General features: G+C 61.7%; 12 protein-coding genes. All 12 read left to right on the forward strand.

The genetic code is table 11. The features are described from left to right. The first annotated feature begins 2 nt into the window (after nt 1–2). Complete coding sequence (gene ispC / locus BN1134_RS14615) at nt 3–1,190, forward strand: 1-deoxy-D-xylulose-5-phosphate reductoisomerase (protein ID WP_042048117.1); 1,188 nt, start codon at nt 3–5, stop codon at nt 1,188–1,190. Beyond that, entirely contained in the window at nt 1,190–2,542 is a 1,353-nt protein-coding gene (gene rseP / locus BN1134_RS14620) for a sigma E protease regulator RseP (RefSeq protein WP_042048118.1), read from the forward strand. Before ispC ends, rseP begins: the two co-directional genes overlap by 1 nt. A gap of 34 nt (nt 2,543–2,576) precedes the next feature. Continuing rightward, nucleotides 2,577–5,000 carry an outer membrane protein assembly factor BamA gene (gene bamA / locus BN1134_RS14625; protein ID WP_042048119.1) on the forward strand — a complete coding sequence of 808 codons (2,424 nt, stop codon included), beginning with the start codon at nt 2,577–2,579 and terminating at the stop codon, nt 4,998–5,000. Nucleotides 5,001–5,108: 108 nt separating this feature from the next. After that, nucleotides 5,109–5,615, forward strand: a complete 507-nt coding sequence (locus tag BN1134_RS14630; protein WP_042048120.1) for an OmpH/Skp family outer membrane protein — start codon at nt 5,109–5,111, stop codon at nt 5,613–5,615. 14 nt (nt 5,616–5,629) lie between these two features. Continuing rightward, on the forward strand, nt 5,630–6,652 hold the full coding sequence (lpxD, locus tag BN1134_RS14635; protein ID WP_042048121.1) for a UDP-3-O-(3-hydroxymyristoyl)glucosamine N-acyltransferase: 1,023 nt from the start codon (nt 5,630–5,632) through the stop codon (nt 6,650–6,652). A 23-nt stretch (nt 6,653–6,675) separates the two neighbouring features. Continuing rightward, complete coding sequence (gene fabZ / locus BN1134_RS14640) at nt 6,676–7,137, forward strand: 3-hydroxyacyl-ACP dehydratase FabZ (protein WP_042048122.1); 462 nt, start codon at nt 6,676–6,678, stop codon at nt 7,135–7,137. A gap of 2 nt (nt 7,138–7,139) precedes the next feature. Continuing rightward, the gene (lpxA, locus tag BN1134_RS14645; RefSeq protein ID WP_084214820.1) at nt 7,140–7,931 is read left to right on the forward strand and encodes an acyl-ACP--UDP-N-acetylglucosamine O-acyltransferase; all 792 of its coding nucleotides are present in this window, start codon (nt 7,140–7,142) and stop codon (nt 7,929–7,931) included. Then, a complete protein-coding gene (gene lpxB, locus BN1134_RS14650) occupies nt 7,924–9,063 on the forward strand; it encodes a lipid-A-disaccharide synthase (RefSeq protein WP_042048123.1) in 1,140 nt (379 codons plus the stop codon). Before lpxA ends, lpxB begins: the two co-directional genes overlap by 8 nt. Before the next feature lie 43 nt (nt 9,064–9,106). Further along, nucleotides 9,107–9,697, forward strand: coding sequence for a ribonuclease HII (gene rnhB, locus BN1134_RS14655; RefSeq protein ID WP_042048124.1), 591 nt, complete (start codon nt 9,107–9,109; stop codon nt 9,695–9,697). 4 nt (nt 9,698–9,701) lie between these two features. Further along, the gene (gene dnaE / locus BN1134_RS14660) at nt 9,702–13,181 is read left to right on the forward strand and encodes a DNA polymerase III subunit alpha (RefSeq protein WP_042048126.1); all 3,480 of its coding nucleotides are present in this window, start codon (nt 9,702–9,704) and stop codon (nt 13,179–13,181) included. Nucleotides 13,182–13,195: 14 nt separating this feature from the next. Then, complete coding sequence (gene accA, locus BN1134_RS14665; RefSeq protein ID WP_042048129.1) at nt 13,196–14,146, forward strand: acetyl-CoA carboxylase carboxyl transferase subunit alpha; 951 nt, start codon at nt 13,196–13,198, stop codon at nt 14,144–14,146. Nucleotides 14,147–14,427: 281 nt separating this feature from the next. Continuing rightward, the gene (cadC, locus tag BN1134_RS14670; protein WP_042048130.1) at nt 14,428–15,927 is read left to right on the forward strand and encodes a lysine decarboxylation/transport transcriptional activator CadC; all 1,500 of its coding nucleotides are present in this window, start codon (nt 14,428–14,430) and stop codon (nt 15,925–15,927) included. The last annotated feature ends 404 nt before the right edge of the window (nt 15,928–16,331 follow it).

The following is a 16,331-nucleotide window of genomic DNA, read 5'->3' on the forward strand; positions in this document are numbered from 1 at the left end:
CCATGGAAAACCTGGTGATCTTGGGCGCTTCCGGCTCCATCGGTCAGAGTACCCTCAAGGTGGTGCGTCAACACCCGGGGCGCTGGCAACTGCTGGCGCTCACGGCGGCGCGCAGTGTCGATTCGATGCTGCGGGACTGCCTCGAGTTCTCCCCCCGCTTTGCGGTCATGGTGGACGAGCTGGCCGCCGGTGAGCTCGCTGGTCGCCTGCGGGCTCATGGCTGCCCCACTCGGGTCTTGTCTGGCACCGATGCCTTGTGTGACGTGGCGGCTCACCCCGATGCCGACAGCGTGATGGCGGCCATCGTCGGTGCGGCCGGCCTGCCGGCCACCCTGGCAGCGGTGCGTGCCGGCAAGCGGGTGCTGCTGGCCAACAAGGAGTCACTGGTGATGTCGGGGGCGCTGTTCATGGACGCGGTGCGTGAGCACGGTGCGACCTTGCTGCCCATCGACAGCGAGCACAACGCCATCTTTCAGAGCCTGCCGGCCGAGGTGCAGAGTCACCTCGGTTTTTGCGATCTCGCCGCCGCCGGGGTCAGCAAGATCCTGCTGACCGGCTCGGGTGGCCCTTTTCGCTATCGCGACATCGAGACGCTGGCGGCAGTGACCCCCGAGGAGGCGATCGCTCACCCCAACTGGTCGATGGGGCCGAAGATCTCGGTCGACTCGGCCACCATGATGAACAAGGGGCTCGAGTACATCGAGGCGCGCTGGCTGTTTAATGCTGCGCCCGAACAGATACAGGTGATTATCCATCCCCAGTCGGTGATCCACTCCATGGTGCAGTACAAGGATGGCTCGGTGCTGGCCCAGCTCGGCAATCCCGATATGTGCACGCCGATCGCCCACGCCATGGGCTATCCGCAGCGGATCGTTTCCGGCGTGGAACCTCTGGACTTTTTCAGTGTCGGAGAGTTCAGTTTCATTCGTCCCGATGAGCGGCGTTACCCCTGCCTGCGGCTGGCCATCGAGGCCTGCGCCGCCGGACAGGCGGCCACCACGGCGCTGAATGCGGCCAATGAGGTGGCGGTCGCGGCCTTCTTGCAAGGCGGCCTTGGCTACATGGCGATCGCCGGTCTGGTCGAGCGCGCCTGTAGCCGCTTTGGGGGCGAGGGGGTGAGCGATCTGGCGGCGTTGCTGGATCTGGACGCGCGGGTCAGACGACAGACGCAACAATGGCTGGAGGAATAATGGGCGGAGTACTCTGGAATATTGGCGCCTTCATCATCGCGCTGAGCATTCTGGTCGCGGTGCATGAGTTTGGTCACTTCTGGGTGGCGCGGCGCTGTGGCGTAAAGGTGGAGCGTTTCTCCATCGGCTTTGGCCGGGCCATCTGGCGCCGGCTTGGCAAGGATGGCACCGAATATGTGGTGGCCATGATCCCGCTCGGCGGTTACGTGAAGATGCTCGATGGCCGGGTCGACGAGTTGCAGCCCGGTGAGGAGCGCCAGGCTTTCAATCACAAGAGCGTCTGGGCCCGCATGGCCATCGTGGCTGCCGGCCCGTTTGCCAACTTCATCTTTGCCCTGCTCGCCTTCTGGCTGATGTTCATGATCGGTGTGCCCTCGGTCAAGCCGGTGGTCGGTGAGGTGCGACCCGGCTCCATCGCCGCCGAGGCTCGTCTTGAGCCCGGTATGGAGATTGTCGGGGTGGGGGAGACCGCAACCCGTGACTGGGAGGGGGTGACCTATGCCCTGCTCGAGCGCATGGGGGAGTCGAGCCTCACCTTGCAGGTGCAGCAAAAAGAGACCCAGTATGCGGTGAGCCGCGAGCTGTCGATTGCCGGCTGGCGCTTTGATCCGGACAAGGAGTCCCCGGTCACCAGCCTCGGTATCATTCCGCTCGGGGCTCAGGTGCTGCCCGAGGTGGCCATGGTGGTGCCCAAGGGGGCGGCCGAGCAGGCCGGCCTGCAGGCCGGCGATAAGCTGCTGCGCATCGGCGATCAGACCATCACCCACTGGGAGGAGTTTGCCCGTGTGGTGCAGTCGGCGCCTGGCCAGAGTCTGGTGCTTGAGGTGCAGCGCGGGGACGCTATCGTGCCACTGACCCTGGTGCCACAGAGCCGGACGACCAAAGGTGTCACCAGCGGTTATGTCGGTGTGGCCCCCAAGGTGGTTCCATTACCGGATGAATATCGAATTCTGCTACAGTATGGCCCTCTGCAGGCCCTGTGGCATGGCGCGCTCAAAACCTGGGATCTGATCGGCCTGACGTTCAACATGATTGGCAAGTTGATCGGTGGCATCGTTTCCCTCGACAATCTGAGCGGCCCGATTTCGATTGCCAAGGGAGCCGGTAGCAGTGCCGACTACGGCCTGGTCTATTTTCTGGGTTTCCTGGCGCTCATCAGTGTCAACCTGGGGATCATCAATCTGTTCCCCCTGCCGGTGCTGGACGGTGGACATCTGGTCTACTTCCTGATCGAGGCGGTACGGGGGCGTCCTGTGTCCGAGCGGACCCAGGAGATCGGTTTCAAGATTGGTGCAGCCGTTCTGGTATTCCTGATGGGAATTGCGCTGTTTAATGATTTCACCCGCCTCTGAGTGGCGGGCATCAACAAGGACACATAAGAACAAAATGGCCGTGAAAAATGCATTGGTGTTGAGCTGCCTGTTGGGCGCCTCTCTGACCGTTCAGGCTGCCCCTTCCACCTTTACCGTGCAGGATATCCAGGTGGACGGGCTGCAACGGGTGACCCTGGGTGCCGCCCTGTTGAACCTGCCGATCCGGGTCGGTGATCAGGTTGACTCGGTTTCGCTGGCTGGCGCCATCAAGCGCCTGTATGCCACCGGTAACTTCGAGGATGTGCAACTCTATCGCGATGGCAATGTGCTGATGGTGCAGGTCAAGGAGCGCCCGACCATCGCTAGCATCGAGTTTTCCGGCAACAAGGACATCAAGGAGGAGCAGCTGACCCAGACGCTGGAGTCCTCCGGCATCCGCGTTGGTGAGCCGCTCGACCGTACCATGCTGAGCTCCCTTGAGAAGGGGCTGGAAGATTTCTACTACGGTGTGGGTAAGTACTCCGCCAAGGTCAAGGCCATTGTCACCCCGCTGCCGCGCAACCGGGTCGATCTCAAGCTTACCTTCGTCGAAGGGCAGGCGGCCAAGATCCAGCAGATCAACATCGTCGGCAACCAGGTGTTCCCGGAAGAGAAGCTGCTCAGCCAGCTCTCGCTAAAAGATGATGTGCCCTGGTGGAACTTCACCGGCGATCAGCGCTATCAGAAGCAGAAGCTGGCCGGTGACATCGAGACCCTGCGCTCTTACTACATGGATCGCGGTTACATCCGCTTCCAGCAGGAGTCGACCCAGGTCTCCATGACCCCGGACAAGAAGGGGGTCTATGTCACCCTCAACATCAAGGAAGGGGAGCAGTACAAGATCGCCGGCGTCCAGCTCAAGGGGGATCTGATCGGTCGCGGCGGTGAGATGCAGGGGCTGATCCCCATCGAGTCAGGCAGTACTTACTCCGCCAGTCAGGTGACCCACACCGAAGAGGTGCTCTCCAAGTTCCTCGGTCGTTATGGCTATGCCTACCCCAAGGTGGCCACCTTCCCGCAGATCAATGACCAGACCAAAGAGGTCGAGCTCATCGTCAACATCGAGCCGGGCCCGCGTGTCTATGTGCGCAACATCAACTTCACCGGTAACGTGACCACCAAAGATGAGGTGCTGCGCCGTGAGATGCGTCAGATGGAGGGCACCTGGCTCTCTTCCGACAACGTCGAGCAGTCCAAGACCCGTCTCAACCGTCTCGGTTATTTTGAGACCGCCGAGGTGGAGACCAAGCGAGTACCGGGCAGCGATGACCAGGTCGATCTCGATTTCAAGGTCAAGGAGCAGCCTGCCGGCTCGATCAACGCCGGTATCGGCTACGGTACCGAGTCGGGCATCAGCCTGACCGCTGGTCTGCAACAAGACAACTTCATGGGTACCGGCAAGAAGATCGGTATCACAGCCAGCACCAACGACTACTCCAAGAACGTTGATCTGAGCTACACCGACCCCTACTTCACGGTAGATGGCGTCAGCATGGGCGGCCGGGTCTACTACAACAAGTTCAGCGCCAAAGACGCCAACATCGTCGACTACGAGAACGAGACCATTGGTCTGCGCGTCTCCAGCGGTTTCCCGGTCAACGAGACCAACCGCCTCGACTTCAGCGTCGGTGTCGAGCAGAACAAGATCTCCCAGGTGAACGCCTACCTGCAGATCCAGAAGTTCTGGGACATCTACGCCGACGGCAGCGACAGCTCGGGCCGCGTCAAGTTTGATGTGGTGGACTTCACCGCCGGCTGGACTCGCTCCACCCTCAACAAGGGGATGTTCCCGACCTCCGGCGACCGTCAGCGTCTGAACGGCAAGATCACCGTGCCCGGCATGGATCTGCAGTACTACAAGCTGAACTTTGAAGACGCCCACTACTTCCCGATCGATAGCGAGCACAAGTGGGTGATGGCCGGTAAGTTCCGCGCCTCCTACGGCAACGGCTACGGCAGCAACGGCGATTATGACCACACCCTGCCGTTCTTCGAGAACTACTTCGCCGGTGGTTTCGACACGGTGCGTGGCTTCAAGAGCAACACGGTCGGTCCTAAGGCGCTCTATCGTGCCAACGATTTTGGTAACGACGTCATCATGGGCACCACCAGCTCGGTCGGGGGGAACGCCCTTACCGTGGCCTCGTTCGAATTTATCGTGCCGACGCCGTTTGCCTCCGAGAGTTACCAGCCGCAACTGCGTACCAGCTTCTTCGTGGATGCCGGCTCGGTGTGGGACACCACCTTCAACTACGACGTCTATGCCGATCGCTGCGTGAGCGGCTGTCAGTATCTCATCGACTACTCCGATCCGGCCAACATCCGGGTGTCGGCGGGGATGACGATGCAATGGCTCTCGCCGATGGGACCGCTGGTATTTACCCTAGCGCGCCCCCTCAAGAAATATGAAGGGGACAGTACTGAGTTCTTCTCCTTCAACATCGGCCGTACCTTCTAACAGGGAAAGCCTTCAGGGCGCCGCGAGGCGCCCTATAACAAAGGCGGTCATGCCGCCCCTTAGTGGTTTGTCAGTCACCCTAAACAGATATAGGGACGAGGAGTTAGTGTGAAGAAAGTAGTGAAAGTTGCTGGTTTGACCCTGGCCCTGATGACCGCCGGCATGGGTTCCGCCATGGCCGACACCAAGATCGGCGTGGTTGACATGGAGCAAGTGTTCCAGCGTCTGCCGCAGCGCGAGCAGGTCTCTGCCCAGCTCAAGCGTGAGTTCGAACCGCGCGTGCGCGAGCTGCAAAAGCTGGAGCAAGAAGGTCAGAAGCTGGTCGAGAAGTTCCAGAAGGACGAAGCCTTCATGAGCAAGGACCAGAAGAAGCAAAACCAGGAGAAGCTGGCCAAGCTGCAGATGGAGTTCAACCAGAAGCGTCAATCCTTCGAGCAGGATAACGCCCGTCGCCAAGGCGAAGAGCGCGCCAAGATCCTCAAGCAGGTCAAGAGCGCCATCGACCAAATCGCCCGTGACGGTGGTTATGACCTGATCCTGGAGAACAACGCGACTCCGTACTCCTCCAGCAAGATGGACATCACCTCCCAGGTTATCTCCAAAGTCGGCAAGTAAGAGCATCTGATTCAATGGCATTCACTCTCGAACAGTTGGCCCAGCGTCTGGGGGCCCAGGTCCACGGTGACGGTAACCTGGAAATTCGCAAGGTAGCGACACTGGAAAAGGCCGGGGAGGGGGAGATCTCCTTCCTGTCTAACAAGAAGTATCGGCATTACCTGGAGCAGACTCAGGCCGCCTCGGTGCTCATCACCGAGGCCGACTTGCCGTTCTGCCCCACCAATGCCCTGGTGCTGAAGGACCCTTATGTCGGTTTTGCCCGCGTGGCCCAGCTGCTGGACACCACGCCGCAACCGGCGCAGGACATTCATCCGAGCGCCGTCATCGCGGCTGACGTGAAACTGGGCGAGAGGGTTGCCATCGGTGCCAATGCGGTCATCGAGTCCGGCGTGGTGCTGGGCGACGATGTCCGCATCGGCCCGGGCTGCTTTGTCGGCAAGCACAGCAAGTTGGGTGACCGCTCCCGCCTGTGGGCCAACGTCACCCTCTATCACAATGTGACCATGGGCACCGACTGTCTGGTTCAATCCGGCACAGTGATCGGGGCCGATGGTTTCGGTTATGCCAACGAGCGTGGCGAGTGGATCAAGATCCCCCAGCTCGGCGGCGTCACCATCGGTAACCGGGTCGAGATCGGTGCCTGCACCACCATCGACCGGGGTGCGCTGGAAGACACCCGCATCGCCGACAACGTCATCATCGACAACCAGTGCCAGATCGCCCACAACGTCGAGATCGGCTACGGCACCGCCGTGGCGGGGTCGACCGTGATGGCCGGTAGTCTCAAGGTCGGCAAATACTGTATCATTGGCGGCGCATCTGTCTTCAACGGGCACATGGAGATCTGCGATCAGGCCACCGTGACCGGCATGGCCATGGTGATGCGACCGATCACCGAGCCCGGTATTTACTCCTCCGGCATCCCCCTGCAAACCAACAAAGAGTGGCGCAAGACCGCCGCCCGGGTATTGCGTATCGAGGAGATGCACAAACGGATCAGCAAGCTCGAAAAGAAGCTGAGCGACGAACAATAAACGATTGGTATAGGGTTACTCCTTTGACACAAGAAGCGAAACGCCTGGATATCCAGGAAATCATGGGGCTGTTGCCGCACCGTTATCCGTTCCTGATGATCGATCGCGTGGAAGACTACGTGATCAGCGAAGAGCGCAAGACCCTGCGTGCCATCAAGAACATCTCGTTCAACGAGCCCATCTTTCAGGGACACTTCCCGGCCAAGCCGGTGTTCCCCGGGGTGCTGATCCTCGAAGCCATGGCCCAGGCCACCGGCATCCTGGCCTTCACCATGGTGGGCAAGCCCTCCCCGAACGAGCTTTACTACTTTGCGTCCATCGATAACGCCCGCTTCAAGCGCCCCGTCGGCCCCGGTGATCAACTGGTGCTGGATGTGGAGTTCCTGAAGGAGCGGCGCGGTATTGCCAAGTTCACCGGCGTCGCCACCGTCGACGGTGAAGTGGTCTGTACTGCCGAGTTGATGTGCGCCAAACGCGAGATTTAACTGTGACTGACCAGACTGCCATCATTCACGACACCGCCATCGTCCATGAGTCTGCCGTGATCGGCAAAGGGGTAGAGATCGGCCCCTTTTCCGTCATCGGCGCCGAGGTGACGATCGGTGACCACACCTGGGTCGGTTCCCATGTGGTGATCAAGGGCCCGACCAAGATTGGTCGCGGCAACAAGATCTTCCAGCACACCTCCATCGGTGAGGATTGCCAGGACAAGAAGTACGCCGGTGAGCGCACCTACCTCGAGATCGGTGACAACAACGTCATCCGCGAGAACTGCACCATCCACCGTGGTACCGCCCAGGATCAGAGCCTGACCAAGGTCGGCAGCGGCAACCTGTTCATGGTCAACGTGCATGTGGCCCATGACTGCGTCATCGGTGACAACTGTATCTTTGCCAACAACGCCACCCTGGCCGGTCACGTCCACATCGGGGATTTCGTGATCTTCGGCGGCCTCTCTGCCATCCACCAGTTCGGCCGGGTCGGCTCCCACGCCTTCGTCGGTGGCTGCGCCGCCCTCAACAAGGATGTGCCGCCCTACGTGATGGCCGCCGGCAACTATGCCAAGCCGTTCGGGGTCAACTCCGAAGGGCTGCGTCGCCGTGGTTACAGCAGTGAGGCCATAGTGGCGGTCAAGCGCGCCTACAAGGAGATCTACCGCTCCGGCAAGACCATCGAAGAGGTGCTACCGGTGCTCGAAGAGATGGCCAAGGCCGAGCCGGCCGTCCAGCTCTATGTGGATTTCCTCAAGGCCAACGAGCGCGGGATCATCCGTGCCTAAGCCGATCCGCATTGGCATCGTCGCCGGAGAAGTCTCCGGCGACATCCTCGCGGCCGGCCTGGTACGCGAGCTTCTGCAGCGCTACCCGGATGCCCAGTTCGAAGGGATCGCCGGGCCGCGCATGCAGGCGCTTGGGGTCAAGGCGCTGTTTGAGATGGAAGAGTTGGCGGTGATGGGGATCAGCGAAGTGCTGGGCCGTCTGCCGCGCATCCTCTCCGTTCGTCGTCAGCTGCTGCGCCATTTTATCGATAATCCGCCCGATATTTTCGTCGGTGTGGATGCCCCCGATTTCAACATCGGTGTGGAGCTCAAACTGCGCCGCGCCGGGATCAAGACGGTCCACTATGTCAGCCCCTCGGTGTGGGCCTGGCGTCAGGGCCGCATCCACAAGATCAAGGCCGCCACCGACATGGTGCTCGCCTTCCTGCCGTTCGAGAAGGCCTTCTACGACCGCTTCGATGCCCCCTGCCGCTTCGTCGGCCACACCATGGCGGATGACATTCCGCTGGCGCCGGAGCAAGCCCCGGTGCGCGCCGCGCTCGGCATCGATCCGACGCGGCGCTGGCTGGCGGTGCTGCCCGGCAGTCGCAGTGCCGAGGTGGGCTTCATGTCGCCCCTGTTTCTCGAGGCGTGCAAGCGCCTGACGGTGCGCTATCCGGATCTCGGCTTCATCGTGCCGCTGGTCAATGAGCGGCGCCGCGAGCAGTTCATGGCCATCAAGGCCGAGGTGGCGCCGGATCTCGACATGGTGCTGCTGGAAGGGCAGGGACGTGAGGCGATGATCGCCGCCGATGTGGTGATGCTCGCCTCCGGCACCGCCGCGCTCGAGGCCATGCTAGTGAAAAAGCCGATGGTGGTGGGCTACAAGCTCAAGCCGTTCAGCTACTGGCTGGCCCAGCGCTTGGTGAAGACCGAGTTTGTTTCGCTGCCGAACCTGCTCGCCGGTTGCATGCTGGTGCCCGAGCTCATTCAGCACGAATGCACGCCCGAGAATCTGGTGGAGGAGGTGAGCAAGTTCTTCGAGCACGACAACCGCGCGCTCATCGCCACCTTCACCGAGCTGCACCGCCAGATCCGTTGTAATGCCGATCGTCAGGCCGCCGAGGCGGTACTGGCGTTGATCGCCCGATAATCTCTGGCGCAGCGCAGGCTGCGCCCTCTCTCAAGGTAGAACCATGACCATCGAGATCCCGAGCAACCTGATCGTCGCCGGCGTGGATGAGGTGGGTCGCGGCCCCCTGGTGGGGGACGTGGTCACCGCCGCGGTGATCCTCGACCCGCGCCGCCCCATCGCCGGGCTCAATGACTCCAAGAAGCTCTCCGAGAAGAAGCGGCTGGCCCTGTTTGACGAGATCAAAGAGAAGGCGCTGGCGTATGCCATCGGCCGGGCTAGTCCGGCAGAGATCGACGATCTCAATATCCTGCACGCCACCATGCTGGCGATGCAGCGCGCCGTGGCGGGGCTCGCCATCCCCCCCGAGCTGGTCTTCATCGACGGCAACCGCTGCCCTGACTTACCGATGAAGGCGCGCGCCGTGGTCAAGGGTGATAGCCTGGTGCCTGCCATCAGCGCCGCCTCGATCCTGGCCAAGGTGACCCGCGACGGCGAGATGACCGAGCTGGATGCCCGCCACCCCGAGTACGGTTTTGCCCGTCACAAGGGCTACCCGACGGCGGAGCACCTCGCCGTTTTGGCCAGCCGTGGCCCGCTGCCCGAGTATCGTCAGAGCTTCAAGCCGGTGCGCCGCGCCTTGGGACTGGAGTAACCCCATGGCAGAACCTCGTTTCGTACACCTGCGCGTCCACTCCGATTTCTCCATGGTCGATGGCCTGCAGAAAGTCGGCCCCCTGGTCAGCGCGGCGGCAGCCGACAACATGGCGGCACTGGCCCTGACCGATCAGATGAACATGTGCGGTCTGGTGCGCTTTTACGGCACGGCCCACGGCAAGGGGATCAAGCCCCTGGTCGGCGCCGATTTCTGGGTGCAGAGCGAGGAGCTCGGCGACGAGCAGTTTCGCCTCACCCTGCTCGCCATGGATAACGACGGTTACCAGAACATCACCATGCTCATCTCGCGTGGCTATCTGCGTGGCCACGTGCAAGGGCACCCGGTCATCGACAAGGCCTGGCTCGGCGAGCATGCCAAGGGGGTGATCGTGCTCTCGGGTGCGCGCGAGGGGGACGTGGGCAAGTTCCTGCTCAAGGGCAATCGCATGATGACCGAGCAGTGCCTCGCCTTCTACCAGCAGTACTTTCCCGACGCCTACTACCTCGAGTTGCAGCGCACTGAGCGCAGCGATGAGGAGGCCTACCTGCACATGGCGGTGGAGCTGGCAGGCGAATTTGCGCTGCCGGTGGTGGCCACCAACGAGGTGGTGTTCCTCTCCGAAGAGGACTTCGACGCCCACGAGATCCGGGTGGCCATCCACGATGGCTACACCCTGGACGACAAGCGCCGGCCACGGCGCTACAGCAAGCAGCAGTACTTCAAGAGCCAGCAGGAGATGCTGGAGCTGTTTGCCGACATTCCCGAGGCGCTCGAGAACACGGTGGAGATCGCCAAGCGCTGTAACGTCACGGTGCGTCTGGGCGAATACTTCCTGCCCAACTTCCCGACCGGAGAGATGACCACCGAAGATTTTCTGGTGATGAAATCCAAAGAGGGGTTGGAGGACCGGCTCGCCTTCCTGTTCCCCGATCCGGCCGTGCGGGCGGCCAAGCGCGGCGAGTATGACGAGCGCCTCGAGATCGAGCTCAAGGTGATCAACCAGATGGGCTTCCCTGGCTACTTCCTCATCGTGATGGAGTTTATCCAGTGGTCCAAGGACAACGGCATCCCGGTCGGGCCGGGACGGGGCTCAGGGGCGGGGTCGCTCGTGGCCTACGCCCTCAAGATCACCGATCTCGATCCCCTTGAATTCGATCTGCTGTTCGAACGCTTCCTTAACCCCGAACGGGTCTCGATGCCCGACTTCGACGTCGACTTCTGCATGGATCGGCGCGATCAGGTGATCGAGCACGTGGCCGACATGTATGGCCGCGATGCGGTGTCACAGATCATCACCTTCGGCAGCATGGCGGCCAAGGCGGTGGTGCGGGACGTAGGAAGGGTGCTGGGGCACCCCTATGGCTTTGTCGATCGCATCTCCAAGCTCATTCCGCCCGATCCGGGCATGACGCTGGCCAAGGCGTTTGAGGCCGAGCCCAAGTTGCCCGAGCTCTATGAGCAGGACGAAGAGGTCAAGGATCTCATCGACATGGCGCGCCGCCTAGAAGGGGTGGTGCGCAACGCCGGCAAACACGCCGGCGGCGTGGTGATCGCGCCGACCAAGATCACTGACTTCGCGCCGCTCTATTGCGATGACGAGGGGCACCACCCGGTGACCCAGTTCGACAAGAACGACGTGGAGTACGCCGGTCTGGTGAAGTTTGACTTCCTGGGCTTGCGTACCCTGACCATCATCGATTGGGCGCTCGGGATGATCAACCCGCGCATGGCGCGCGAGGGGCGGCCACTGGTCGACATCGCCGCCATTCCGCTCGACGATGCCCCGTCGTTTGCCATGCTCAAGCGCTTTGAGACCACTGCGGTGTTCCAGCTGGAATCGCGCGGCATGAAGGATCTCATCAAGCGGCTGCAACCGGACTGCTTTGAAGACATGATCGCCCTGGTGGCCCTGTTCCGTCCGGGCCCGCTCCAGTCGGGCATGGTGGATAACTTCATCGACCGTAAGCACGGCAATGAGGCCATCTCCTACCCGGACGCCACCTGGCAGCACGAGAGCCTAAAACCCATCCTTGAGCCCACCTACGGCATCATCCTCTATCAGGAGCAGGTGATGCAGATAGCCCAGACCCTGGCGGGCTATACGCTGGGCGGGGCGGACATGCTGCGCCGGGCCATGGGTAAGAAGAAACCCGAGGAGATGGCCAAGCAGCGCGCCGGTTTCGAGGAGGGCGCCGTCAAGAACGGGGTCGATGGCGAGCTGGCGATGAAGATCTTCGATCTGGTGGAGAAGTTCGCCGGTTACGGCTTTAACAAGTCGCACTCTGCCGCCTATGCGCTGGTCTCCTACCAGACCCTGTGGCTCAAGGCCCACTTCCCGGCCGAGTTCATGGCGGCGGTGATGACCGCCGATATGGATAACACCGACAAGATCGTGACCCTGGTGGACGAGTGCAACCGCATGGGGCTCACCGTGATACCGCCGGACGTCAACACCGGCCGTTATCGCTTCAGCGTCAATGACGACGGTCACATCGTCTATGGCATCGGTGCGGTGAAGGGGGTGGGGGAAGGCCCCATCGAGGCGATCCTCGAGGCGCGCGACCAAGATGGCCCGTTCCGCGATCTGTTCGATTTTTGCAACCGGGTCGACATCAAGAAGCTCAACAAGCGGGTGATGGAAAAACTGATCCTCTCCGGCGCCATGGATCGACTCGGGCCGCACCGTGCGGCCCTGATGGCGACCCTTGAGGAGGCGATGCGCGCCGCCGATCAGCACGCCAAGGCCCAGGCGATGGGTCAGGTCGACATGTTCGGCGTGCTCACCGAGGAGATCGACGACGTCAAGAAGGCGTTCGCCAACGTGCCGCACTGGCCGGACAAGGTGTGGCTGGAAGGGGAGCGCGAGACCCTGGGTCTCTACCTGACCGGTCACCCCATCAACCAGTACAGCGGTGAGCTGCGCCGTTACACCTCGGGCCGCTTGTGTGACCTGCATCCGACCGACCGGGACAAGGTGACCACGGCGGCCGGTCTGGTGATCGCGGCCCGCACCATCATCACCAAGCGCGGCAACAAGATGGGCATCATGACCCTGGACGACAGATCCGGACGCCTCGATGTCACCCTGTTTAGTGAGGCGCTGGAGCGCTACGAGGCGCTGCTCGAGAAGGACCGCATTTTGGTGGTGTCGGGACAGGTCAGCTTTGATGACTTCTCCGGTGGCCTTAAAATGTCGGCCCGCGAAGTGCTGGACATCGATGAGGCGCGGGAGCGGTTTGCCCGCGGCATTCGTATTTACATCGATGAAACCCGGATCGATGAGCGCTTTTTCCAGCGTTTTACCGAGATTTTGGAGCCTGCCCGTGCCGGAGTCTGTCCGGTTCAGGTACACTACCGTCGCCCCGGTGTTCGGGGACGATTGACGCTCGGTACCGAGTGGCGGGTGACCCCCACCGACCAACTGATGGATGACCTGAGAGTCCTGCTGGGGCGGGACCGGGTGGAATTGGTTTTTGAATAGAGGTTCTAGGCCCTATGAGTCTTTTTCTGGATTTTGAACAGCCGATCGCCGAGCTGCAGGCGCAGATCGATGAACTCAAGCACGTAAGCGAGCACAACAATGCCGTTGATCTGAATGAGGATATCCGTCGGCTGGAGAAGAAAAACGAAGAGCTGACCAAGAAGATCTTCGCTGACCTGGGGGCCTGGCAAGTATCCCAGATGGCACGCCATCCCCAGCGTCCCTACACCCTCGACTACATCGAGCACATCTTCACCGAGTTCGACGAGCTGGCCGGTGATCGCGCCTATGCCGATGACAAGGCCATCGTGGGCGGTATCGCCCGTCTCGACGGCGAGCCTGTGATGGTCATCGGCCATCAGAAGGGGCGTGAGACCAAGGAGAAGATCAAGCGCAACTTCGGCATGCCGCGCCCCGAGGGGTATCGCAAGGCCCTGCGCCTGATGAAGATGGCCGAACGTTTCAAGATGCCGATCATCACCTTCATCGACACCCCGGGCGCTTACCCCGGCGTGGGCGCCGAGGAGCGTGGCCAGTCCGAGGCGATTGCCCGCAACCTCAAGGAGATGGCCGGCCTGACCGTGCCTGTGGTCTGCACCGTGATCGGTGAAGGCGGCTCCGGCGGCGCCCTGGCCATCGGCGTGGGCGATCGCGTCAACATGTTGCAGTACTCCACCTATTCGGTGATCTCACCGGAAGGGTGCGCCTCTATTTTGTGGAAGAGTGCCGACAAGGCCACCGTCGCCGCCGAGGCGATGGGGATCACGGCCCAGCGCCTCAAGGAGCTCAAGCTCATCGATCACATCGTCAGCGAGCCGCTTGGCGGCGCCCACCGCGATGTGGAGAAGATGGCCAAGAGCCTCAAGAGCCGCATCAAGCAGGATCTCGATGCCCTGCGGCCACTGGATAACGAGCAGTTGTTGGAGCAGCGTTACCAGCGTCTGATGAGTTACGGTTACTGCTAAACCCTTGAGGTCAAAGCCCCTGCCCATGGCGGGGGCTTTTTTATTTATCAGGGGTCGCCGGCGCTCCGCCACGGGTGTTAAGTTGGGCTAGATCAATATTTAGCGCATTAATTTGACGATAAGTTTGAATCACCCCTAAGTTTTTGAATAAAGTTTGGTATAAAGCAAAGATCGTCGCATGGATGCCAACGCGACACCGTCGTCATGATGGCGCGAGCAGGGCATCACCCCTCCTCGTCAATCGCACTTCCCACCCTCCTTAAATCGCAGATGTATTGGCCATGGTATTACCCTTTTACCGGATCCATGACTGGGTCCTCCGCGTTGATGAAAACAAGCTCTACCGTCAGGATCGCGAGGTCTCGCTCGAGCCGCGCCTGGCGAATCTGCTGCGCTTCCTGGCGGACAACCCCAATACCGTCTTCGGTCGTGACGAACTGATCGAGTCGGTGTGGGAGGGGGCGGTGGTGACCGATCAGGTGGTGACCCAGTCCATCTTCGAGCTGCGCAAGATCCTCAAAGATGGGGATACCAACCCGGTGGACTATATCGCCACCGTGCCCAAGCGGGGCTACAAGCTGGTGGCGCCGGTGAGCGAGCTGGAGGAGGTCGAGGTGCAGGGGCTCACCACGGCGGAGGAGAGTTTGCCGGAGGAGGCCGCGCCCATTGAGACCCCTTTCCCCGCCGGCCCCTTGACCCGCTCCCTCTCGCTGCGCGCCAACCAGGCCAATCGCCGTGGCGGTCGTCTGCGCCTGCTCAGCTTCGATCTCTTCGTGGTGCTGGTGCTGGTGGCGCTGGTGAGCACGCTCACCTGGCAGCAGTCCAAGCCCCATGTGCAGAGTGTGCTCGACCCCGAGCTGGTGGTGTTTCGCCTGCATGGGGGCGAGGGCAGTGAGCGGGAGGGGCGGCTGGCCGACGGTATCACCCGCGCCCTGATGCGTGAGGTGACGGCGGCGACCCCGCTGCGGGTGCAGCTGGATGAGGCGGGATTGACCGGCGGCATCCAGCCTGGGCGTGAAGTCAGCATCCGGGTGGCTCGCCAGAGCGGCGGCACCTATCTCGATCTGGAGTACCGCAACCACGGCGCCGGGCGGGTGATGTTGAGCCAACAGTATCAGCTCGGTCAGCAGCATGTCGGGGCGGCGCTGGCGGCCAGCAGCCGTGATCTGCTGCGGGCGCTGGGCAGTGAACACAGCGAGCCCGGCCAGGAGTGGCCGAGCGACGAAGGGGCGCTGGTGGCCATGATGGAGGCTTATTACTACATCAACAGCAATCAGCTCGAGAGCCAGCGCCATGGCCTCGGGCTGCTCGATCGGGCGTTGCAAGATGAGCCGGATAACGCCCTGCTGCTGGCCGAGCGCTACTTGGCCGGCATGGTGAACCTGGCGCTGGGCGGCAAGGAGGAGGGGACGCCGCTGGCGGAGAGCGGTCAGCGCCTGCGCGGCCAAGCCGAGGGACTGAACCACGGGGTCGCCTCCAGGGTTTGGGAGGCGCTGGCCCTGCAGGCCTTGCTGGAGGGGGATCTCTCCCAGTCTCGCCAGGATCTGGCCCAGGCGGCCCAGCATGGCCAGAGCGTGCTCTATCACATCCTCTCCGGCAAGCTGGCCGAGCTGGAGGGGCATGCCGAGATGGCGGGCGACGCCTATGCCGAGGCCTTCCTGATGGAGGCGAGCGAGCAGACCTTCCGGCTCTGCGCCCACCTTGGCTTTGACAGCCATCTCGAAACCCTGGCTCCCTATCTCTACCACAGCATGACCCCGAGCGAGGTCAAGCTCTTCTAAGCACTTTGAGTGCAGGCTCCCGGCGTACGCGTGCGCCGGGGGCCGATGGCGCGCTCGCCCCCTCTTTTGCCATCATCACCCCGCTTGGTGACTGGCTCGTCGCGTGTCAGTGACCATTTACTTCCTCCCGTTCCCATCCGCTCTGACTGAGCGAGACCAGCCGCTTGCCGCCCTCTTTTTTCTCACGTGTGCGCCGGCGCGCTACATGCCTTGCGCGCACCGTGGCGAGCGAAAACCGGCTTATCAGGAGGGGCTGATGACATCATGAAAATATCATGGCAGTAGGCGGTAGCCTCTTTTAACACCATGAAAATAAACATCTTTATGTTTTTTTTAATGACTGATGCACAACGTTTTACCGGCGCAGGGCTAATGTTTTTATCCCTGAGCCCTTCTTGATGTCT

It is taken from the genome of Aeromonas simiae (assembly GCF_000820125.1).
GTDB lineage: Bacteria > Pseudomonadota > Gammaproteobacteria > Enterobacterales > Aeromonadaceae > Aeromonas > Aeromonas simiae.